Origin of the sequence: Paenibacillus sp. CH40, from assembly GCF_024213605.1 — a bacterium.
GTDB lineage: Bacteria > Bacillota > Bacilli > Paenibacillales > Paenibacillaceae > Paenibacillus > Paenibacillus polymyxa_B.
Map to the genome: position 1 here is coordinate 291,786 of NZ_JANAVQ010000002.1, position 20,881 is coordinate 312,666.

The following is a 20,881-nucleotide window of genomic DNA, read 5'->3' on the forward strand; positions in this document are numbered from 1 at the left end:
TAGTAGCGCAGAGTGAGCAGCATAGAGATTAGCCTGGGCATAAACTGTAATCAATAGACTCATGGAAGCAGCATCAGCATATGTACAAATGGAAAAACGACAATCCAGCTGTCGCAGCGGTCTAGTATACCACCGTGCCCTGGCAGCAGATTACCGGAATCTTTAATGCCGTACACTCGTTTGTATGCAGATTGTACCAAATCGCCCAGTTGTCCCACAACTGCACAAGACAAACCGATGCCGATGGCTTTGCCCCATGGCAGCAGTCCACCCGATAATCCAGCGAATACAAGAGCTATAACCAACGCTAAAACGATGCCGCCAATGGATCCTTCAACCGTTTTGTTCGGACTGATCGCAGGCCATAATTTCGTCTTTCCTGCCATTTTGCCTACAAAATATGCCCCTGCATCACTTGCCCAAATACAAGCCAATAATAAAAATGTCCATAACAGCCCATGTTCCATATGACGTGATTCCGCAATATACGAAAATCCAAACCCTATATAAACGGTACCAAGAAATAATATAGCTACCGTTTGAATCGGGATTTTATTTTTTGTTCCTACCGTGATGATCATAAAAGCTATCATTACCAGCCAAAGCATACTGGCAAAGGGTAAGGGTGAGTGCAAACCAAAAGGTTCATACGGGAATACAAAAGCTAATATGCTTACGTATCCAAGTATTGCTGTACCTCCAAAAGGAGATACCTGCGTCATTCGTGCGAACTCATAAAATCCGATTAGGGCCATCGCCAATATAAGCAAATGGTAGGCCAAGCCGCCCCACAGGACCATCGCCAAAAAGAATATGCCTGCCAGAATACCGGTAATTAATCTCTGTCTCAACGGCTTTCATCCTCCATTTACTTCAGTCCGCCATACCGCCGTGTTCTTTGCTGATATTCGATCACTGCTTCGTATAAGTGTTCTTTCTTAAACTCAGGCCAATAAATATCAGTAAACCACAACTCACTGTAGGCAAGCTGCCAGAGCATAAAATTACTAAGTCTAAGCTCACCGCTTGTTCGAATCAGTAAATCAGGGTCTGGCATACCACTAGAAAGCAACGTATTACCGATCAGCTCAGATGTTATATCTTCAGTTTTAAGCTTCCCATCCGCAATTTGACGGCCCAATGTTTGCATGCATTCTGTGATTTCCAATCGACTTCCATAATTTAATGCAAAATTAAGAACAAGTCCGGTATTATTTTCAGTTCGTCGAGTCGCTTCAGTCAGCGCCTCAATGGTATGGGAAGGTAAATGTTCCTTATTGCCCATCATACGCACTTGCACATTTTTTTCAATCAACTCATCTAGCTCAATAGCCAGAAATTCCTGCGGTAAGCGCATTAGAAAATCAACTTCGTCCTTTGGACGCGTCCAATTTTCGGTTGAAAATGCAAACAAAGTCAAATACTTAATACCCAGTTCATCCGCTGCAATTGCTGTGCGTTTCACTGCCTTCATTCCATTTTGGTGCCCTACAATCCGCGGCATTCCAATCCGTTTGGCCCATCTGCCGTTCCCATCCATGATGACAGCAACATGCTGCGGAATATTGTCTTTTGAAATGGCCGGTGTTTGCTGTTTTTGTTCCCCGTTCCACCAAGACCGAACCCGTTTGATCATTCCAGTTCCTCCAGCATTCTCTGAAAATGTGCCTCAGGCTTGAAAAGAGACAAACCCCACCGTAAGGGAGGGGCTGCCAATCTTTTAAACTTCCATAATTTCTTTTTCTTTTGCAGCTAAAACTTTATCCACTTCAGCGATAAACTTATCAGTTGTTTTCTGGATATCTTCTTGATGTTTACGAGATTCGTCCTCGGAAATATCACTTTTCTCCAATTTTTTGATGTCATCATTGGCATCACGACGAATGTTACGAATAGCGATCTTCGCTTCTTCACCGTTCTTCTTCGTCAACTTCACCAAGTCAGTTCTGCGTTCCTCCGTCAAAGCAGGAATGCTCAGACGAATGGTGTTACCATCATTCGAAGGTGTCAAACCTAAATCGGATTTTTGTATAGCGCGCTCGATATCGGCCAAGGAAGATTTGTCCCAAGGCTGAATCATCAAGGTCCGGCTGTCAGGTGTATTGATATTCGCCAGCTGGTTGACTGGAGTCATTGCACCATAATACTCTACCTGTACACGGTCCAGTAAAGCTGGTGTCGCCCGTCCTGCACGCAAAGATGCAAGATCACGTTGCAATGCTTGGATTGCTTTTTGCATGCGTTCCTCAGCACTCTTTTTCACAGATTGTGGCATTAATTTACACTCCCTTTGACGATCGTACCAATTTTCTCACCCAGCACGACACGTTTAATGTTACCTTGCTCTGTAATAGCAAAGACAATCAACGGAATATTGTTATCCATGCACAACGAGGAAGCGGTAGAATCCATGACACCGAGATTTTTGTTGAGCACATCCAAATACGTAAGCTGCTCATATTTCTCGGCTGTGCTATCTTTAAACGGATCAGCAGAATATACGCCATCCACTTTATTTTTAGCCATCAGAATTACTTCCGCTTCAATTTCAGCAGCACGTAGTGCAGCAGTAGTATCAGTCGAGAAGAACGGATTACCTGTACCTGCTGCAAAAATAACAACCCGACCTTTTTCCAAATGACGGATAGCTCTACGGCGGATATAAGGTTCAGCAATCTGTTGCATCGCAATGGATGTTTGTACACGAGTAGGTACTTCAATCTGTTCCAAAGCATCCTGTAAGGCCAGTGAGTTCATCACTGTTGCCAGCATACCCATGTAATCTGCCGTGGCCCGGTCAATTCCGTTGGCACTTCCAGCAATACCACGCCAGATGTTACCGCCACCACACACGATAGCAACTTCTACTCCCAGTTCCACCACGTCTTTGACTTGTTCGGCAATGGACGCAATTGTATCCGCATCAATACCGTAACCGTTAGGACCTGACAGCGATTCACCACTAACTTTCAGGACAACACGCTTAAACACAGGTTTTTCCAAATGATCACCCTCCAATATCATTTATACTTTATGTAACAGGATAGGTGTCCTGTTGCAAGAAAAGGAACACTGATGTGTTCCATTTCCGTTTTTTCCATATGCAATTACCGTTCGTTGGTAATTATTGTTTCACTTGAGACATAACTTCTTCGTAGAAGTTATCTTCTTTTTTCTCCAGACCTTCACCCAGTTCAAAACGAACAAAGCGACGCAGAGAGATGTTTTCGCCAATTGTACTGATTTTTTCGTTGATAAGCGTGGAGATTGTTTTGTCTGGATCTTTGATGAAAGATTGCTCCAACAAGCAGAACTCCTCATAGAACTTACCAATGCGGCCTTCAACCATTTTTTCAACGATTTTCTCTGGTTTACCTTCGTTCAGAGCTTGTGCTTTCAGGATTTCTTTTTCTTTTTCGATTTCTTCCTGTGGCACTTCTTCACGACGAACATAACGAGGGTTCGATGCAGCGATATGCATTGCAATGTCGCGTACAAAATCTCTGAACTGGTCTGTTTTAGCTACGAAGTCTGTTTCGCAGTTTACTTCTACCAGTACGCCGATACGGCCGCCAGCATGAATGTAGGATTCAACAACACCTTCAGTAGCAATACGACCTGCTTTGTTGGCTGCAGCTGCAAGTCCTTTTTCGCGCAGAACTTCAACCGCTTTTGTCAAATCACCGTTTGCTTCTTCAAGCGCTTTTTTACAATCCAGCATTCCTGCGCCTGTTTTTTCACGAAGCTCTTTTACTGCGCTAGCATTAACTGCCATATTATTTCCCTCCAAATTTGATTTTCAGTGGTATACCGTGCTTTATTCCTTAAAAAAAGGGTAGTGAGAGGTTATACACCTGCCAACCACCCTTTTCATTTAATTCATATAGGTATTTCCTAATGGAAATATTATGCTGTAGTTTCTTCGCCTTGGTTTGCTTCCATAACTGCATCAGCCATTTTACCTGTCAGCAATTTAACAGCGCGGATTGCGTCGTCATTACCTGGGATAACATAGTCGATTTCGTCTGGATCGCAGTTTGTATCAACGATACCTACGATTGGGATACCCAATTTGCGAGCTTCAGCAACCGCGATACGTTCTTTGCGTGGATCAATGATGAACAGAGCACTTGGAAGGCCCTTCATGTTTTTGATACCGCCCAAGAATTTTTCAAGACGATCTTTTTCTTTGCGAAGAATGATAACTTCTTTTTTAGGAAGAACTGCGAATGTACCGTCTTCTTCCCAAGCTTCCAGTTGTTTCAAACGGTCAATACGTTTTTGAATCGTTTGGAAGTTAGTCAGCGTACCACCCAACCAACGTTGGTTAATGTAGAATTGACCAGCGCGTGCTGCTTCTTCTTTAACGGAATCTTGTGCTTGTTTCTTCGTGCCTACGAACAGAATTGTACCATTCTCAGCTGCAATGCTTTTTACGAAGTTGTAAGCTTCCTCAACCTTTTTCACTGTCTTTTGCAAGTCAATGATGTAAATACCGTTTCTTTCAGTGAAGATATAACGATCCATTTTCGGGTTCCAGCGACGTGTTTGGTGACCAAAGTGAACCCCAGCTTCCAAAAGCTGTTTCATGGAGATTACTGCCATCTTCACGCACCTCCTAAGTTTGGTTTTTTGTGTGTCCTCCGCCGACATCATTTTTCATAAAGACTTTCCATTGGAAAGCACCCTCTACAAAATTAACCGACGTGCGTTTTTAACACCGTCAATTAATATACCATAACACTTGCATCGTTGCAACCAACTTTTCGACAATAGTTGGAACAACGCAAAATGTGATGTTTTACGCCTCTTATCGAACTTGTCAGCATGAATAAAAGCCGTCCACTTCCCGGTCTGGTCAGTTGGACGGCTTTTTCGTAATTTTAGTAATAATAGAACTGAAATCCTCACCTTTAGCAAACTGATAGGTACCCGTACGAATTTTGGTATTGATTTTTTGGGCCTTAGCTGCTGCCTCAAATGCACTAGCATCCGACACAACCCCTGCCCGTTGCAATCCTGATGCCACACTTCTCAAATTGCTTCCCGATGCAATGCTATACTGCACTTGTGGGGTGGCAGGCTGCTTGGGGATGTTGGGAGTCGTTGTAGTGCCAGACCTTTGAGTTTGCGGCTTATTCGGACTTTGTGGAACCGATGCGCTGGTCGAAGGTTTAGAAGCCGCCGAGGATGTGCTATTTACAGGTACCTTTGGTGTTGACGGCGTTTGAGCTGGTTTAGCCTTTTGGGGTGCAACCGGAGTTTTGTTGCCTTCCTTGATCACCTTATTACGCCATTCCTCTTCTGTCATTTTCGGATCAGAACTGTCACTGATCTGAAGATTTAATTCGGCAGCTGCCTTTTCTAATTGCTCTCGCGTCATGTTTTTTGGGTCTGTTGAAGATTGCTGCGATTGTCCCTGACCGATTATTGCCAGTTGCAACAGCAATGCCCCCGTTATAAGGCCCGTACCCATGCCTAGCATAAATGAACGGTTTTTGATCACGTTACATCCTCCCGCTCCGCGAGTTGCAATATAAGCTGTACTTCCCCCCGCTGGATGCCTGATTGCTTGGCTATATAATCCAACGACTTGCCTTGCTCATGCAGCGCAAACAACTCTTGATAACGATCACGGATGGACTCTACTTCCTGCTCAGTTTCAGCGTCTTGCAATACTGTCTGCTCCTCCATAGTTACGAGAGGAGCTTCTGAATCAGAATAGCCTTCCTGTACAGACACTCCAGGTTGCGGACTTTGAAATTGACCGTAAGCAACCGCTGCCTGATGAGAAGTTACTGTATATTGCATTTCCTTAGATACAGGCTCGGTTTGCATAGAGGCAGTAGGAAATATAGCCTGGCGCTCAAGCTCCACGATACGGCTCCGAAGCTCAGCTACTTGTTCCTGTAATGCCGCCTGTTTAACTGTATGCTCCTGCTTCATACCAGATACGAGCTCAATCAGCTCGTCATTGTCGTTTTCAATATCGGCCATATACTGCTCCAATGTGGCCTCGACCTTTTGAACGACGGCCTCTTCTGTTCCCCGGCCTGGCTGACTCTTAGGCAGAAGCCAGGCGTAGACAACAGCTGCAGCGCCCAGCAGAACAATATAAATCCATGGTTGATCCACTGCCCATCGTCTCCTTTAATAACGCTTCTCCACCTGTCGGATCAGAGCGAAAAATCAATATGGTGTCCCTTGTACGGATGCTCTGCCGGATGCTCCTTAGGCACCTCAGTCTCACCTGATTGGGAGCGGCTGTGCTGGGAAGAATCTCTGCTCTGCCCTCCCGTTTGCCGCTCACCGACGAATGTTTCCGCAGACTGATCTATGGCGCCGCTTCGTTGACGCATGTTCTCTGTCTCCAGCGCGGCCTTTTGTCCAAGCAATGCTTGATCATTCATCGGCCGCTGCTGGGACTCACTTTGGTATTTTCCTGCTTCACTGGTGCGAGGTACGGCAATTTGCAATTCAACAGCCTTCAAGCTCATTGGACCACACCCTTTCCGATTGAGCATCCGTATCTGTCTTTCAAGGAATACAATGTTGAATGATTAACAGTGTGCCGAATTACACGTAGGAGGACATGCTGATGTCTCCCTCATGATAATAAAACGCCATTCTTTCCACTGAATCTTTAATAAATTTTGTATATCTGCCGATAACTATTTTAGAGCCACCGTAAATCACATTTTTCACTTCTACCCGTGCCCGGCTCGTATCCTCTAATGTTCGTTCAATTTCAAGCATTCTGGACTTGGTTTCCAAAAGCTCCTGTTCATTAGATTTTTTAGTAGATGTCAGCTTGATTCGCATAGCCATTCTTTCAGGTGCAAGCTGTCCGGCGGCAGCAAGTTGATCCAATATGGTAAGGGCCTTATTCGTTTTATCCTGGCTGTCTGTCTGCTGCTTCAAACGTGCGCGGAGTTCTGTCAGTTCATCGCGCAGTTCAGGAAGCACACCCACTTCGATAACAGTAGCTGTGGACATTGTATTACCGATGGTACGAGCTACTACCTTTTTACCAGCTTGTACACTGCCACCTACGATAAGCCCTTTGGTCCCCTCGCAGAGTACATTTACACTCGCTTTAATCTGGGAATGCATGATGCTCTGGGATACAAGTATATCGCCTCCCGCAATCACGTTACCATCTTGTATGAATGAGCATTTGACATTTTGTGCAGCTTTCACGAACCCCTTATGGTATCCGATAATGCCGCCACTGATTTCCACTGAACCTTCCGCCTCAATTTCAGCGCCTTCCACACCACCGATGACACGAATGTCGCCAGCCGCCCGAACGCGAAACCCTGTCAAGACATTCCCACGAATGACGACGGTTCCAACAAAATCAATATTACCGACACTATAATCGACGTCCCCGTTCACTTCATATACGGGGAACACATTAAGCTTGCCCTTTTCAGTCGTAGTCACCAGTCCGTCAATAGCCGCATACATGGCAACACCTTCCGGATGGATCACTACATTTTTTCCAACTTTAAAACGCGCCTCTCTACCTGGAAGAAAAGGAATTTCCTCTCCGGTTACAGCAATCCCCGGTACACCCGGCAGAGGATCAACTCGTTCGGCAATCAATTGTCCACGTTTTACATTTCTTAAACGAGTTAGTTCTTTATAATCCACCCGTCCATCTACGGTTTCAAGTGGCTTATGTGCATCTTCGCCAGTCACAATATCAGCCAGATTAATTTTTCCATCTTTGCCATGGACCGGCTGCTTTCCCTGAGCAATCAGTAATTTTCCGAAGAAATGATCTTCCGGATTTGCCGCAAATACACGAATCGCATCGGTCATTAAACCGTAGGATATTTTTTGGTTGCTTAGAAAACGCTCTAATTCTTCCACAGAACAGGCAAAACCTTCTTCACGTTTGGCAAACTCCAAGTAGGCTGTTTGTTTGTCAGGTGAGACAACCACTTTTAAATACTGGTCCAAAGCATATTGCTTCTCCACAAGGGTGCTCCTTCCGTCTAACTGTTACTGTAACCTCCCGTACGTTAATCTTTACGCATTAGCAAATCCCGTTGTTTGTCCAATGTCGCTCTTAGACGTAGTATTGCTTTGGAATGCAACTGTGAAATTCGTGATGGAGATAGCGACATGACCTCAGCGATTTCGCTGAGTGACAAATCCTCGTAATACAATAAAGAAACAACGATACGTTCTTTTTCAGTCAATTTATCAATGCCTTGTGCAAGGGCATCACGAAGTGTAAATTCATTGACCTTATGATCCGGATTTTTCGCCTTCTCGTCCACCAAAAGGGAAAGCCGTGTTTCCGATTCCTCTTCACGGATCGGGTCCTCCAGTGAGACAATCGACATAACAGCGACTTCCTGGATCATACTTTGAAACTCTTTTTCAGAAACGTCCAAATAATGGCTCATCTCTTCGTCGCTTACCGTACGTAAATATCTTTGTTCCAAATGCTGGTAGGCATCCTCGATTTTTTTTGCTTTTTCCCTAACTGAACGAGGAACCCAATCCCCTTGACGAAGACCATCCAAAATCGCTCCGCGAACACGCCAAGAAGCATAAGTCTCAAACTGCAAACCACGCTCATAGTCAAATTTCTCTAAAGCGTCAATCAAACCCATAACGCCGTTACTCGCCAGATCATCCTTGGATACATTTTTGGGCAAGCCTACTGCAAGGCGGCCCGAAACATATTCCACAATATGGAGATACTTTTCAATCAACTGTTTTTTTGCTTCCTTGTCACCGTGTTCTTTCCATTGCTCCCATAGTTCGGAATGGTTTAAATGAGCGGCTTTACGCTCGTTCATCGGCTTCACCCTCCTTATTTGTCTGTCAGGTGACGAACGGCCTTGGCCAATTCTTCAGGGTCCTTGTTGGAAACCAGCTTAGGTGGGTTTAAAGGCGCGAAACCATTGTTCCCTTCGTCCGTCTGCTCTGGTTTCGGTTTCAGCAATTCATTCAGGTTTTCATTCTCGTCTGGTGTCGTCAGGTCCAGATTCCCCCCTACGCCATCTACCTGAGAGCTTGCCCGGCTTTGGGCATTCCCCAGATCTGGCCGCGCTACAACACCTAGTGTCCAGCGCAGCACAAATGCAAGTAGGAACCAAAAAACGAAGGCGATCAAGCCACGAATTAAGCTCGTGGTCAGCAGATTGCTGCCAACGGACAACACAAAAGTCAGAATAAATCCGACTACTCCAGACCAAAGATTAATGCGTAAGCTGCCAAATAACATGTTTATAATTCCTTTACACCTTTTTGTACGCTTCGAATATTCAAAACGCCAGTTTCAGAGTCCAACTCAATCGTTCGTCCATAATTGCCGCCTGTGTCCTCCGCAATCAAGGGAATACCGAGATCTACGAGCATCTCTTTGCATGATTCTACATTGCGTGGACCAATGCGCATGGTATCTCCACTACCGGCAAAGGCGAACATCTGCGCTCCCCCTGCCATTTTGGCAATCAGCCTGCGTCGTTCAGCACCCAATTTCAGCATCCGCTCAAATAACTCGGGCAGCGCCGTATCGGCGTATTTAGCAATATTCAGTTGCCCTTCACGTGCAATATCCGAGGATGGTAGCATCACATGTGCCATACCTGCCAGTTTCAAGTGAGGATCGTAGAGAGTCAATCCGACGCAAGAACCGAGTCCTGTCGTGCGAATCGAGTTCGGGTTACTGGTAACATTTAAGTCAGCCATACCGACTTTAATGATGCTTTTATCCTCAATCATCGTTCATCGGGACTCCTAACGACCTAAAGATTTTCCCGAACGATTCTGGATCAGGAATCAGGAAAAATTGACCCTCTATCTGATTCTGCCCTTCCAGAAACGATGTGTCAATCAATAATGCAGCATCCCCCATCTGCCCAAACTGCAGCAGTCCATAGCTGAGAATTGCTCCTGCCATGTCCAACGCCAGCGCAGGGACTGTTGGATACATAGATAAACGCGTAAAGTCTGCCAGCGAAGACAAATATGAGCCTGCTAAAATGTTTCCGATCTCCGACAGGGCTGAGTGCTCCATTTCGTTAAAACTGTCCTCATCATCTGAAGGAATATTCGCCAAACGGGAAAGTAAGCTTTTTGCCGCCTGAGGCTGCAATATGAAGAATAGATTCCCGGGGGCTTCCCCTTCTACCCTAAAAAATATGGCAACAACAAGTTGCTCATAGCCGCCGACTTTCTCGGCAATTTCCTCAAAGGGCAGCATTTGTACTTTGGGCACACCCATATCGACCGGCTTATTGAGAAGCCGGGAGAGCGCTGTAGCAGCGTTCCCCGAGCCAATGTTGCCGACTTCTTTCAACACATCCAACTTGAAGTCTTCAAGATTTCCAAGATTTTCCATATGTTAATCCTCTAAGCCTTCCAGTTGGTTCATCTCGCTACGATTCAGGACTTCGGACAAGTTCAGCATAATCAACAAGCGCTCTTCACCAATCTTAGCAACTCCGCGAAGGTATTTAGCCTTAACTCCACCAATCACTTCCGGTGGTGTCTCGATATTGTCAGAATTCAGGTCAATAACATCATTCGCTGAGTCAACAATAAAGCCGACTTGCATTTCACCCACTGCAACGATAATGATGCGAGTTTGATCGGTATATTCAGCTTCAGGTAATCCAAACCGGCCACGAAGATCAATAACCGGAATGACTACGCCTCTCATGTTGAATACTCCTTTAACAAAATCGTAGGTTCTTGGAACCCGTGTAATCGGCACCATGCGTTCAATAGATTGGACTTTTTCTACTTCAACACCGTATTCCTCTTCACCAAGCTTAAATACGATAACTTTAATTTCTTCTCCCATGTCTAAAAACCCTCCTTATTGATGTCAGCAACTTCACATTTCTTTCATTTTTGATGAAGACATTATTTAATGAAAACATTCGGGTCGATGATCAAAGCAACCTGACCGTCACCCAGAATCGTGGCGCCTGAAATTCCTTGGATGTTTGGAAGGTATTTGCCCAGATTTTTAAGGACAATTTCACTTTGTCCCAAAAAGTCCTGTACGGAAAGAGCTGCCAGACGGTCTCCCTTGCGGATGACCACGACCTCTGTCTCTTCTTCTTCATCTTCATTGAAGTCCGGTACCTCGAACAGCTGACTCAAGGAGATGAGCGGGATATGAGAATCGCGGAAAGCAATCATTTTATTGCCATGTACTGAACGAATTTGTGTTCGCTTGACGATCGCAGTCTCCACAATGGAGGACAATGGAATCGCATATTTTTCAGAACCGATCTGTATCATCATGGCTGCAATAATGGATAGGGTCAGCGGCAATTGCACAGAGAAATTAGTGCCTTGGCCCAGTGTAGAGTGAACCGTAACATTACCACCCAAAGCGGTGATTTTGGATTTAACAACGTCCAAACCGACACCACGTCCTGATACGTCTGAAATGACTGCAGCTGTACTGAAGCCCGGAGCAAACAATACCTGATAGGCTTCTTCGTCGGTCATGACCGCTGCTTGCTCTGCCGTCAAAATCCCTTTAGAAATAGCACTGTTTAGTACCTTATCGCGATTAATACCATTTCCGTCATCTTCAATCTCGATGAATACGTTATTTCCGCTATGGAAAGCACGCAAGTGAACCGTTCCTGTCTCAGGTTTACCAGCTGCAATCCGGTCGGCTACCGACTCAATGCCATGATCCACGGAGTTCCGAAGCAAATGCACCAGAGGATCGCCAATTTCGTCGATAACAGTGCGGTCCATTTCAGTCTCTGCTCCAGTAATAACCAAATCAAGTTTTTTATCCAGCGATTTGGCCAGATCGCGCACCATACGCGGGAAACGATTGAAAACAGTATCTACTGGTACCATCCGCAATTTAAGAACGACGTTTTGCAAATCGCTGCTCACACGACTCATGTGCTCTACTGTTTCTGTCAGTGCTGGATTGGAAGCTTCACTTGCCAACTGCTCTAACCGCACACGGTCAATGAGCAACTCGCTAAATAAGTTCATAAGTACATCCAGGCGTTCAATATCTACGCGAATCGTACGGTTATGCGTAGGCGCAGCTGCCTTAGCTGCTGGCGCTTTACCTGCTGATGGCTTAGCCACAGAGGCCGCAGCTGGAGACTGCGGCTGGGATGGAGCAGGTGGTTGCACGGCAACAGGTGCTTCCTGCACCGCAGCAGCCTCAGCCAGTCCAGCAGTAACTTCGCTCATTTGTTTAAGCGATTCCTGATCTAGTTGTACCACTGAGACAGTGTCAATTTCAGAGATACCCGCGATTTCCTTTTCCAGCTCCCCAACTTCTTTCTGCGTTATGTAATATAACGAGAAGCTTTGCTCGAATTTCTCCTGCTCAATATCCTGTACCGACGGATAGGCCTTGACGATTTCACCAGAGTTTTCCAGCGTATTGAACACCATAAAGGCACGTGCCGCTTTCAACTGGCTCTCTGAGCTGATTGTTACCTGTATATAGTGAACACGATGTCCTTCAGAAATAGATTGCTCCAGTACAGAATACTGGAACTGATCCAAGACAAGCCCAGCACTATCGTTTTTGTCCACTTTTTTAGATGGAGACTCCTCAGTGGCAGCATTTGTGCCGGACTTTTGGAAATCCCCACTCACGATGGATTGTAGTGAAGATACAATAGAGGAGACATCCGCTTTTCCGTCGCCTCCCTCTGTAATGTGCTGCACCATGGACTCCAAAGCATCCAATCCTTTAAATAAGGTATCGAATATAAATTCATGCATCGCCAGCTTGTTGTTACGTACCAGATCAAGAACGTTTTCCATTTGGTGAGTTAGCGATGCTAGGTCTTCAAATCCCATCGTAGCAGCCATTCCTTTGAGGGTATGGGCAGAACGGAAAATCACCTGAACGATGCCTAGATCGGTTGGATTGCTTTCCAGTTGAAGCATTTTTTCGTTAAGAGATTGCAGATGATCATTCGACTCATCAATAAACATGTTTAAATATTGGTTCATGTCCATTGTGAGACACCTCCTCCATGAGTTACACTCCGATTATTTCACAACTTGTACAAGCTTGGGGGCGATCTCCTGCATTGGCAGAAGGTGACGCACACATTTTAACTCTACTGCTGAGCGGGGCATTCCGTACACTACACAAGTTTCCTCATTTTCAGCAAATGTGGATTGTACCCCAGCATCATAAAGCTTTTTCATCATTTTGGCCCCATCGCTCCCCATTCCAGTGAGCAATACTAGATGCCGCTCCAACGAAGTTAACGAGAGCAACGATTCAAACATCGTATCTACGGAAGGACGGTGACCATTGCGAGCTTCCTCCATCTTCAGTGACACAGTGTATTTACCACCGGCTCCTGGCACAATTCTTAGTTGATATCCCCCTGGGGCAATGTAGGCCGTTCCAGTCTCCAGCGTCATTCCCTGCTCAGCCTCCACAACTCGGAGTGGACTTAACGTGTTCAAGCGTTGTGCCAGCGAACGAGTGAAGTTTGGCGGCATATGCTGAACGATAACGATTGGAGCAGGAAAATCACCAGGAATGCGTTCCAACAGCGTCTTAAGCGCCCGCGGACCGCCCGTAGAACATCCCACCGCCACCAGTTTGCGAAAGCTGGACGTATGCACACCTTTTTTAAGAGAAAATCCTTTAGGTGCGGCAGGAACTGTAGGTGCCGTTACTGGAGGCGTAGCAGCCGCTGGAATAGGAGTAGCTGATGAACTCACCGTCTTACGGGGCTCCGGCTTAACCAGCCCTGCTTTATCCTTACCATGCAGCGATTTGTCAGCGGCCGTATTAGAACTGTTTAGTTTCCCTGGTGTTCGTCCCATCCCCTTGGACAAGTCTTCCTTCTTCTGAACAGTAGATGCTTGGACTGACTTGCTTGGCTGAGCAGCTGGCTGTTCTATGCGCCCCGCCGTAACAGATGTTCCAGACTGTTGTCGTTTCGTTTCCTGCTTGGCTGCTGCCGGGACGGACTTGCCAGCATCACGCTTCGGCTGAGTTGATACAGCAGGTGAAGGAGCAAGCGGAACAACAGCAGGCTTGTCTGTCGAAGCTTGACTGCCTGCTCGTTTCTCAGTCACCGCCTGTCCTGTAGGCTTTTCCTGTGGCGTTTTTTTCGTTTGTTCCAATGCAGCTTTGCGCTCATTAGCTTCCTTGCGCTCCAGGCGGCTCCGCACTGCTTGCATAGCAGTGTGCATCTGTTCCAGCAGCGCCTTGCTCACTTGCTCGATATCTTGCGCATGAGCAATGGAAGGCTTTCTTATAAAATCGAAAGCTCCTGCCTCCAGAGCCATGATGGTCTCCTTCATGCCTTGTTCATTAATGCCTGACAGCATAATAACAGGTAGCGGATGGGCTGCCATAATCAATGGCAATGCTTCAAGACCATTCATTTCAGGCATCTCGACATCCATGGTGACCAAATCGGGCTGCAATTCCTTCACTTTCTCTACAGCCTCTTTGCCATTGGCGGCTGTACCTACGATGTTGAACGACTCATCCCTTACAATTAAATCTGTAATAATTTTGCGCATAAAGGCCGAATCATCTACAACCAGCACCCGGTAAGCACACATGTTAAACACCTCTGTTTCCTCTCATCAAAATCAATGTACAGAACGTCGCAACCATTTTTGCATAAACCCTTTAATTCCACTCAATGCACCTGATTGCGGAATCTGTGGCATTGCTGCAAAACGGTGTGCCAGATTCAATACATCTCTTGAAGCCGCACATCCCGGAAAAGCAACCATAAAAGGTACTTGCCTTTTGACTGCTTGCATGACATGAGTATCATCACTGATATGCCCAAGCAACGGGATTTCGATCTCCAAAAAGCGTTTCGCAACCAGTGCGATCTTATCGGCAACTTGACGGGCCTCATTATCGTTATCGGCACGATTGACTATAATTTTGAATACCGTATTCTTTTGCAACCCGCTGACGACTTTAATTAGCGCATACGCATCTGTTAAGGACGTCGGTTCCGGTGTGGTTACGACCAGGCATTCGTCAGCTGAAGTGATGAATTTAAGGTTTTCTTTAGATAAACCTGCACCTGTATCAAATAGAATGTAATCCATATCTGCCGCCATTTTTTCTACTTCTTCGGCAAAATAATTCAGATCGTCATCCGATAACGTAAACAATTCGCTCAAGCCCGATCCTCCAGCAATATAAGGCAAACCACCTATACCCGTTTGAATAATTTCATCAATTGATTTCTCACGTTTCAACAGGTGAAGAAGATTGTATTGTGAATTGGCCCCCATTAATACATCAATATTGGCCATACCGATATCAGCATCAAACACAAGTACCTTTCGACCAAGGGATTGCAGAGCCAGAGCAAAATTCAGCGTAAAATTGGATTTGCCCACCCCGCCTTTACCACTGGTGATCGTTATAATTTTGGCTTGACGATTACGTGGGGGCAATCGATATTTATCCAAGGAAGAAGCCATTTGTCTAAGTGATTGGGCTTGGTCACTCATATGGAATCTCCGTTAGCTCCTGATGATGCTTTGGGTCCAAGCAGCATGCTTGTCACCATTTCTGTATCGGGATGAAGCAGGTCGTCAGGAACATTTTGTCCATTGGTAATATAAGCCAGTTGCATCGGAAATTGATGCAAAAGATTAAACATTCCACCGCAGCTACCTGTCTCGTCCATCTTAGTAAATACAACCTTACCAAGACCAAACTTACTGAAATGTCCAGTTATATTGAGCATATCTTTGCTTTTGGATGTCAGGCTGAGTACCAGATACGTCTCACTTTCATTAATAGGCGAAAGCAGACTTTGCAGTTCCGAAACAAGTAATTCATTACGATAATTTCGTCCTGCGGTATCCATGAGGATCAGGTCACAATGTTCCAGCCGTTGAATGGCTCTGTGGACGTCACCGGGAGATTGCACAACTTCAAGCGGTACATTCAAAATAGTAGCATATGTACGCAGTTGCTCGACCGCTGAAATCCGGTACGTGTCAGAAGTAATAAATCCAACTTTGCGATGATGCTTAAACAACTGCTCTGCTGCTAACTTGGCAATGGTTGTCGTTTTCCCTACTCCGGTAGGACCTGCCACATACACAATTTTGGTATCTTTGGAGATCCCTTTGTCCAGTCTTGTCTGAATAAAACTGGCCACTTCCTCACGAAAGGCTTGTTCCCAATCAAAAGTTTCAGGCCCAAAAGGATGCTCACTCCGGCGCACATATACCTGTTCGAGCCAATACTCCAGTAAATCGCGTTCCACTTCCTGCTCCAGCACACGCTCACAAATCTCTTGCAGCGGCTCCGGCCAAGTACTTTCCAATGAAGAATTTCGGGAAAACCGAGTCATCATAGCCTTCATTTCCCGCAATTCATTAAGCAGAGCCTGATTTTCCTCTGCTCCGCTCTTCTCTGGAACACTTACTTCAATGGGCTGTTTAAACAGTTCACTGGATGATTTCATGTTCGAAAGCAATGGTTCATGATCAAGTACTTGAGACATAGTCTCCAGATTATTAGCAGGCCTAGATAACAAATGCTCAGTTGCTGAAGCTGCCTGTTCTGCATCATTCGTTAATTCAGCTTGTTCTTCTTTGGAACCACCCGTCATCTGCGTTACCCGCCGATAAGCTTCTGGAGCAGCTTGTCTGGGAACCACAGGCATAAATGATTTTTCTGGCTGTTCAGGAGCATTCATTGAAGATGAAGCCGCCTGGGTAGGCTCTTGTGAAGATGGTCCAAACCGTCGTGGCTTTTGAGGTTGCTTTTCCTCTACCGCAGCTACCACTTCGATTTTCTTTTTACTGAACATTCCCATGAAACCGCCGACCTTCATTTCCTTTGTACTTAAAATGACGGCGTCAGTTCCTAAGTCACCCCTGATTTGCAGCATAGCTTCTGGCATGGTATCCACTACATATCGTTTCACTCTCATAAGTTCACCACCCCGACACTTTGAATTTCAACGTTCGGCTCCAGCTCACTGTACGACAGCACCGGGACATCCTGCATAGTCCGCTCCATCACTTGCCGCAAATACATACGAATTGTCGGTGACGTTAACACAATAGGCTGCTGTCCAGATTGAATGAGACGGTTGATTTGCTCCATCATCCTTTGATACACCGTTTGCGTAGACACCGGATCAAGAGCCAAATAGCTACCTTGCTCCGACTGTTGCACGCTTTCAGCAATTTTCTTCTCCAATCCTGGCCCCACTGTAATAACGCGTAACGTCTCCCCTTGTTGGGCAAATTGCTGCGTAATCTGTCGGGACAACGCCTGACGGACATATTCAGTCAGCACGTCGGGATCTTTTGTATAAGTACCGTAGTCAGCTAGCGTTTCGAAAATAGTCACCATATCGCGAATGGAGATTTTTTCTTTCAACAGCTTGGCTAACACTTTTTGTACATCCCCAATCGCAAGCACAGAAGGAATAAGGTCGTCCACCAGCACTGGATAATTCTCTTTGAGATTGTCGACCAGCGACCGTGTTTCCTGTCTGCCAAGCAACTCATGAGCATGTTTCTTGATCGTCTCCGTAAGATGAGTAGCTACAACTGAAGGTGGATCAACTACGGTATAACCCGATAGTTCCGCAACATCCTTAGTGTTTTCATCAATCCAGAGCGCGGGTAATCCGAAGGCCGGTTCTGTCGTTTCAATCCCTGTAATAGAATCGTCGTCGTATCCCGGACTCATAGCCAGGTAATGATTTAACAGAAGCTCCCCGCCGCCCACGGTATTACCTTTAATTTTAATGACATATTCGTTAGGCTTGAGCTGAATGTTATCCCGAATACGAATGACCGGCACAACCAAACCCAGCTCCAAAGCACATTGACGACGGATCATAATAATCCGATCCAATAAATCCCCGCCCTGCTGTGTATCCGCCAGCGGAATTAACCCGTATCCAAATTCAAATTCAATTGGATCTACCTGAAGCAGATTAATGACACTTTCTGGACTACGGACTTCTTCAATTTGTTGCTCCTCTTCCAGCTGTTCATCGGCTATCTGCTTGCGTTCCATATTGCCCTGCATTCTTCGAGCCGCGAAAAACAGCAGAATCGCCAGTGGAAGAGTTGTAATGATATGAATAGGCGTGAAGAGACCCAATAATGCAATTGTGGCAGCCACAATATAGATCAATTTTGGATAAGAAAAGAGCTGTCCAGTTAAATCCTCTGCCAAGTTGCCATCCGACGTAGCTCGTGTAACAATCAAGCCTGACGCCGTGGATATGAGCAGTGCGGGAATCTGGCTGACCAGTCCGTCACCGATGGTGAGTACAGAATAAGTCGACAGCGCCTCTTGAAATCCTTTTCCCTGAACGGCCATACCGATAATAAAGCCGCCGACCAAGTTAATGATCAAAATGATAATACTAGCAATGGCATCACCTTTAACGAATTTACTCGCACCATCCATCGCTCCGTAAAAATCAGCTTCCCGTTCGATTTTACTGCGTCGTTCACGGGCTTGCTGCTCATTGATCAAACCTGCATTCAGATCAGCATCAATACTCATTTGTTTACCCGGCATCGCATCCAATGTAAACCGTGCGCCTACCTCAGCAACCCGCTCAGATCCCTTGGTGATAACAATGAACTGTACGACCACGAGAATGAGAAAGACAACAAAACCGACGGCAATTTGCCCTCCTGCAATCCAACTACCAAACGTAGCAACTACTTCCCCTGCATGTCCCTCACCTAAAATAAGTTTGGTTGTAGAGATATTAAGTGCCAAACGAAACAACGTTGTAATGAGCAGCAATGAAGGGAAAATAGAAAACTGTAAAGCTTCCTTCGTATTCATAGAAACGAGTAGAATCATCAAAGCAATAGAAATATTAATGACGAGTAGGATATCCAGCAGCCATGATGGGATCGGGAGAATCATCATAAGAACGATACCGATGACGCCTGCAAGGACAGTTATTTCTTTTATTTTCACGGGTCTCTAGCCCTCCGATCCCTTTATTTCACTTTACCTTTTAATTTATATACATACGCCAGCACTTCGGCAACGGCCTGGAACAGATCAGCTGGTATCGCATCCCCGATTTCGGCTCTTTGAAACAGCGCCCGCGCCAGCGGCTTGTTTTCCATCGTTATTACGCCGTTTTGCTTGGCAATTTCTTTAATTCGGAGCGCAACGTAATCTTGCCCTTTCGCAATAATCTGCGGCGCTTCCATCTCCGAACCGTCATATTTCAAAGCCACAGCAAAGTGCGTAGGGTTGGTGATGATGACATCTGCATTAGGAACCTCCTGCATCATACGCTGCATAGCCATACGGCGTTGACGCTCGCGAATTTTCCCTTTAATCAGCGGGTCACCCTCCATTTTCTTGTATTCATCCTTGATGTCTTGTTTGGACATTTTCAGGTTTTTCTCATGCTCATAACGTTGATACATATAATCCAATACCGCTAAAACGAACAGCACCACACCAATTTTGAGCCCCAGTTCCATCGTCAATGAAGCTGTAAAGCTCAACATCTGATCGCCGGACATTTCAGCCAGTTTGGGTAGGTCAGCCTTTGTTTTCCAGAGTACGCTGTACACCAGATAACCAATTATGGTCATCTTTAAAACAGATTTTAGGAATTCAACCAATGACCTCATGGAAAAAATATTTTTGAATCCTTTAATCGGATCAATCTTGCTAAACTTGGGCGTAATGCCCTCTCCGGTTAATAAAAAACCGATCTGCATGTAATTGGCTGCTATCCCGATGACAATAGCCCCAATAAAAATAGGTGCCAGCATAATCAAGATTTGCACGCCATACTCGCCCATCATCAACAGAGTTGTGTTCGGCGTTACCTCCATAGAGAGCCGATTCACAAAAATATCTCGAAATAGTCGAACTGCATGGTCCTTAAAATACCCGCCGAAAATCATGAGGCAAAAAAACGTAACCAGCAAGACACCAGCGGCGGGCAACTCCATGCTTTTGGCAACCTGCCCTTTTTGTCTTGCATCCTGTTTCTTTTTGGGTGTAGCTTTTTCCGTTTTTTCCCCTGAGAACAACTGCAGGTTCATAGCATATTTAAATGACAAACTACGTTCCTCCAGACCAGACATTAAGGACGATTACCCATAATATCCAACAAGTTGCGCATGGATTCGAACATCACCGAAAACAATCTTTCGAATATAAAAGCAAAACTTGGCATGAGAAGCAGTAACATGAACAGTCCCACAATAATTTTAAGAGGTACACCAATAACAAAAATGTTGAATTGTGGCGCTGTTTTAGCTAAAAAACCAAGTCCCACATCTGTTAAAAAGGTAGCCACTACAATAGGAGCAGCAATTTGAAAAGCAAGCATAAATGATTCCGCAAAAGAACGTACCAGGAATTCAGTTACACTGCCACCATACAGCTTTACAAAAAAATCATTTGTCAACGGTACCCAATCATAGCTGTATAAGATAGCATTTAGCAGATGATGGTGCCCATTTATACTTAAAAAGAACAATACTGCAATGGCAAACTTAAAATTCCCCGTTAAAGGCGTTGAAGCCCCTGTCATGGGATCAAACACACTCGCCATTCCGAAGCCCACCTGTAGATCTATAAATGAACCTGCAGTTTGGATCGCTGTCATGAACAGATATGCAGTAAACCCCAATAACAACCCAATCAGCACTTCACGACCCACTAACAGCACGTACGATACATCGGTCGGTACCTGTTGATGCGTACCATATGTAAGATACACGACCAAAGCTAGAAATCCTGAAATTCCAACCTTAAAGATATTAGGTACCCCTCGGGTTGAAAAAATAGGCGCTACTACAAAAAATGAGGTAATCCGACAAAAAATCAGCAAAAAAACAGGAAAACTCTGTAACAATATGTTCATAACAT

22 protein-coding genes are annotated in these 20,881 nt (G+C 45.4%); all 22 read right to left on the bottom strand.

The genetic code is table 11. The features are described 5' to 3' along the window. Positions 1-59 precede the first annotated feature (59 nt). Entirely contained in the window at positions 60-851 is a 792-nt protein-coding gene (locus NLX73_RS07740) for a phosphatidate cytidylyltransferase (protein WP_029517015.1), read from the bottom strand. Positions 852-868: 17 nt separating this feature from the next. Continuing rightward, positions 869-1,636 carry an undecaprenyl pyrophosphate synthase gene (locus NLX73_RS07745; RefSeq protein WP_254325818.1) on the bottom strand — a complete coding sequence of 256 codons (768 nt, stop codon included), beginning with the start codon at positions 1,634-1,636 and terminating at the stop codon, positions 869-871. An 84-nt stretch (positions 1,637-1,720) separates the two neighbouring features. Next, positions 1,721-2,275, bottom strand: coding sequence for a ribosome recycling factor (gene frr, locus NLX73_RS07750; protein ID WP_029517013.1), 555 nt, complete (start codon positions 2,273-2,275; stop codon positions 1,721-1,723). Beyond that, positions 2,275-3,003 carry a UMP kinase gene (pyrH, locus tag NLX73_RS07755; protein WP_013309918.1) on the bottom strand — a complete coding sequence of 243 codons (729 nt, stop codon included), beginning with the start codon at positions 3,001-3,003 and terminating at the stop codon, positions 2,275-2,277. Before pyrH ends, frr begins: the two co-directional genes overlap by 1 nt. 121 nt (positions 3,004-3,124) lie before the next feature. Further along, entirely contained in the window at positions 3,125-3,775 is a 651-nt protein-coding gene (gene tsf, locus NLX73_RS07760) for a translation elongation factor Ts (RefSeq protein WP_013309917.1), read from the bottom strand. 131 nt (positions 3,776-3,906) lie between these two features. Then, the gene (gene rpsB, locus NLX73_RS07765) at positions 3,907-4,605 is read right to left on the bottom strand and encodes a 30S ribosomal protein S2 (protein WP_013309916.1); all 699 of its coding nucleotides are present in this window, start codon (positions 4,603-4,605) and stop codon (positions 3,907-3,909) included. A 253-nt stretch (positions 4,606-4,858) separates the two neighbouring features. Further along, complete coding sequence (locus NLX73_RS07770) at positions 4,859-5,506, bottom strand: endolytic transglycosylase MltG (protein WP_254325819.1); 648 nt, start codon at positions 5,504-5,506, stop codon at positions 4,859-4,861. Then, entirely contained in the window at positions 5,503-6,135 is a 633-nt protein-coding gene (locus NLX73_RS07775) for a hypothetical protein (RefSeq protein ID WP_254325820.1), read from the bottom strand. Before NLX73_RS07775 ends, NLX73_RS07770 begins: the two co-directional genes overlap by 4 nt. Before the next feature lie 41 nt (positions 6,136-6,176). Then, on the bottom strand, positions 6,177-6,497 hold the full coding sequence (locus tag NLX73_RS07780; RefSeq protein ID WP_254325821.1) for a hypothetical protein: 321 nt from the start codon (positions 6,495-6,497) through the stop codon (positions 6,177-6,179). 79 nt (positions 6,498-6,576) lie between these two features. Beyond that, positions 6,577-7,986 (bottom strand): flagellar assembly protein A, encoded by a 1,410-nt coding sequence (locus NLX73_RS07785; RefSeq protein WP_254325822.1) that lies wholly within the window; start codon positions 7,984-7,986, stop codon positions 6,577-6,579. A gap of 44 nt (positions 7,987-8,030) precedes the next feature. Further along, complete coding sequence (locus tag NLX73_RS07790; RefSeq protein WP_016820968.1) at positions 8,031-8,819, bottom strand: FliA/WhiG family RNA polymerase sigma factor; 789 nt, start codon at positions 8,817-8,819, stop codon at positions 8,031-8,033. A 14-nt stretch (positions 8,820-8,833) separates the two neighbouring features. Further along, positions 8,834-9,247, bottom strand: coding sequence for a hypothetical protein (locus tag NLX73_RS07795; protein ID WP_025722357.1), 414 nt, complete (start codon positions 9,245-9,247; stop codon positions 8,834-8,836). Between the two features lie 2 nt (positions 9,248-9,249). After that, positions 9,250-9,747, bottom strand: a complete 498-nt coding sequence (locus tag NLX73_RS07800) for a chemotaxis protein CheD (protein ID WP_010346358.1) — start codon at positions 9,745-9,747, stop codon at positions 9,250-9,252. Beyond that, positions 9,740-10,366 carry a chemotaxis protein CheC gene (locus NLX73_RS07805; protein ID WP_023988204.1) on the bottom strand — a complete coding sequence of 209 codons (627 nt, stop codon included), beginning with the start codon at positions 10,364-10,366 and terminating at the stop codon, positions 9,740-9,742. The genes NLX73_RS07800 and NLX73_RS07805 overlap by 8 nt, the downstream gene beginning before the upstream one ends. Positions 10,367-10,369: 3 nt before the next feature. Beyond that, complete coding sequence (locus NLX73_RS07810; RefSeq protein ID WP_235308130.1) at positions 10,370-10,831, bottom strand: chemotaxis protein CheW; 462 nt, start codon at positions 10,829-10,831, stop codon at positions 10,370-10,372. 62 nt (positions 10,832-10,893) lie between these two features. Then, positions 10,894-12,990 (bottom strand): chemotaxis protein CheA, encoded by a 2,097-nt coding sequence (locus NLX73_RS07815; protein WP_254325823.1) that lies wholly within the window; start codon positions 12,988-12,990, stop codon positions 10,894-10,896. A gap of 33 nt (positions 12,991-13,023) precedes the next feature. Further along, positions 13,024-14,568 carry a chemotaxis protein CheB gene (locus NLX73_RS07820; protein ID WP_254326046.1) on the bottom strand — a complete coding sequence of 515 codons (1,545 nt, stop codon included), beginning with the start codon at positions 14,566-14,568 and terminating at the stop codon, positions 13,024-13,026. A 30-nt stretch (positions 14,569-14,598) separates the two neighbouring features. Beyond that, positions 14,599-15,486 (bottom strand): MinD/ParA family protein, encoded by an 888-nt coding sequence (locus tag NLX73_RS07825; RefSeq protein WP_250261647.1) that lies wholly within the window; start codon positions 15,484-15,486, stop codon positions 14,599-14,601. Beyond that, entirely contained in the window at positions 15,483-16,925 is a 1,443-nt protein-coding gene (flhF, locus tag NLX73_RS07830; RefSeq protein ID WP_254325824.1) for a flagellar biosynthesis GTPase FlhF, read from the bottom strand. Before flhF ends, NLX73_RS07825 begins: the two co-directional genes overlap by 4 nt. Further along, complete coding sequence (flhA, locus tag NLX73_RS07835; RefSeq protein WP_016820963.1) at positions 16,922-18,955, bottom strand: flagellar biosynthesis protein FlhA; 2,034 nt, start codon at positions 18,953-18,955, stop codon at positions 16,922-16,924. Before flhA ends, flhF begins: the two co-directional genes overlap by 4 nt. 23 nt (positions 18,956-18,978) lie before the next feature. Further along, complete coding sequence (flhB, locus tag NLX73_RS07840) at positions 18,979-20,091, bottom strand: flagellar biosynthesis protein FlhB (RefSeq protein ID WP_254325825.1); 1,113 nt, start codon at positions 20,089-20,091, stop codon at positions 18,979-18,981. Further along, positions 20,091-20,876 (bottom strand): flagellar biosynthetic protein FliR, encoded by a 786-nt coding sequence (fliR, locus tag NLX73_RS07845; protein ID WP_254325826.1) that lies wholly within the window; start codon positions 20,874-20,876, stop codon positions 20,091-20,093. The genes flhB and fliR overlap by 1 nt, the downstream gene beginning before the upstream one ends. Positions 20,877-20,881 lie beyond the last annotated feature (5 nt).

What these genes read in the sequence shown, in the direction of transcription:
- NLX73_RS07745 (WP_254325818.1), bottom strand. Translation starts at nt 1,636, where the DNA reads ATGATCAAACGGGTTCGGTCTTGGTGGAACGGGGAACAAAAACAGCAA.
- NLX73_RS07780 (WP_254325821.1), bottom strand. Translation starts at nt 6,497, where the DNA reads ATGAGCTTGAAGGCTGTTGAATTGCAAATTGCCGTACCTCGCACCAGT.
- flhB (WP_254325825.1), bottom strand. Translation starts at nt 20,091, where the DNA reads ATGTCTGGTCTGGAGGAACGTAGTTTGTCATTTAAATATGCTATGAAC.
- NLX73_RS07815 (WP_254325823.1), bottom strand. Translation starts at nt 12,990, where the DNA reads ATGGACATGAACCAATATTTAAACATGTTTATTGATGAGTCGAATGAT.
- NLX73_RS07795 (WP_025722357.1), bottom strand. Translation starts at nt 9,247, where the DNA reads ATGTTATTTGGCAGCTTACGCATTAATCTTTGGTCTGGAGTAGTCGGA.
- rpsB (WP_013309916.1), bottom strand. Translation starts at nt 4,605, where the DNA reads ATGGCAGTAATCTCCATGAAACAGCTTTTGGAAGCTGGGGTTCACTTT.
- NLX73_RS07820 (WP_254326046.1), bottom strand. Translation starts at nt 14,568, where the DNA reads ATGTGTGCTTACCGGGTGCTGGTTGTAGATGATTCGGCCTTTATGCGC.
- frr (WP_029517013.1), bottom strand. Translation starts at nt 2,275, where the DNA reads ATGCCACAATCTGTGAAAAAGAGTGCTGAGGAACGCATGCAAAAAGCA.
- NLX73_RS07810 (WP_235308130.1), bottom strand. Translation starts at nt 10,831, where the DNA reads ATGGGAGAAGAAATTAAAGTTATCGTATTTAAGCTTGGTGAAGAGGAA.
- tsf (WP_013309917.1), bottom strand. Translation starts at nt 3,775, where the DNA reads ATGGCAGTTAATGCTAGCGCAGTAAAAGAGCTTCGTGAAAAAACAGGC.
- NLX73_RS07790 (WP_016820968.1), bottom strand. Translation starts at nt 8,819, where the DNA reads ATGAACGAGCGTAAAGCCGCTCATTTAAACCATTCCGAACTATGGGAG.
- fliR (WP_254325826.1), bottom strand. Translation starts at nt 20,876, where the DNA reads ATGAACATATTGTTACAGAGTTTTCCTGTTTTTTTGCTGATTTTTTGT.
- NLX73_RS07805 (WP_023988204.1), bottom strand. Translation starts at nt 10,366, where the DNA reads ATGGAAAATCTTGGAAATCTTGAAGACTTCAAGTTGGATGTGTTGAAA.
- flhF (WP_254325824.1), bottom strand. Translation starts at nt 16,925, where the DNA reads ATGAGAGTGAAACGATATGTAGTGGATACCATGCCAGAAGCTATGCTG.
- NLX73_RS07800 (WP_010346358.1), bottom strand. Translation starts at nt 9,747, where the DNA reads ATGATTGAGGATAAAAGCATCATTAAAGTCGGTATGGCTGACTTAAAT.
- NLX73_RS07825 (WP_250261647.1), bottom strand. Translation starts at nt 15,486, where the DNA reads ATGAGTGACCAAGCCCAATCACTTAGACAAATGGCTTCTTCCTTGGAT.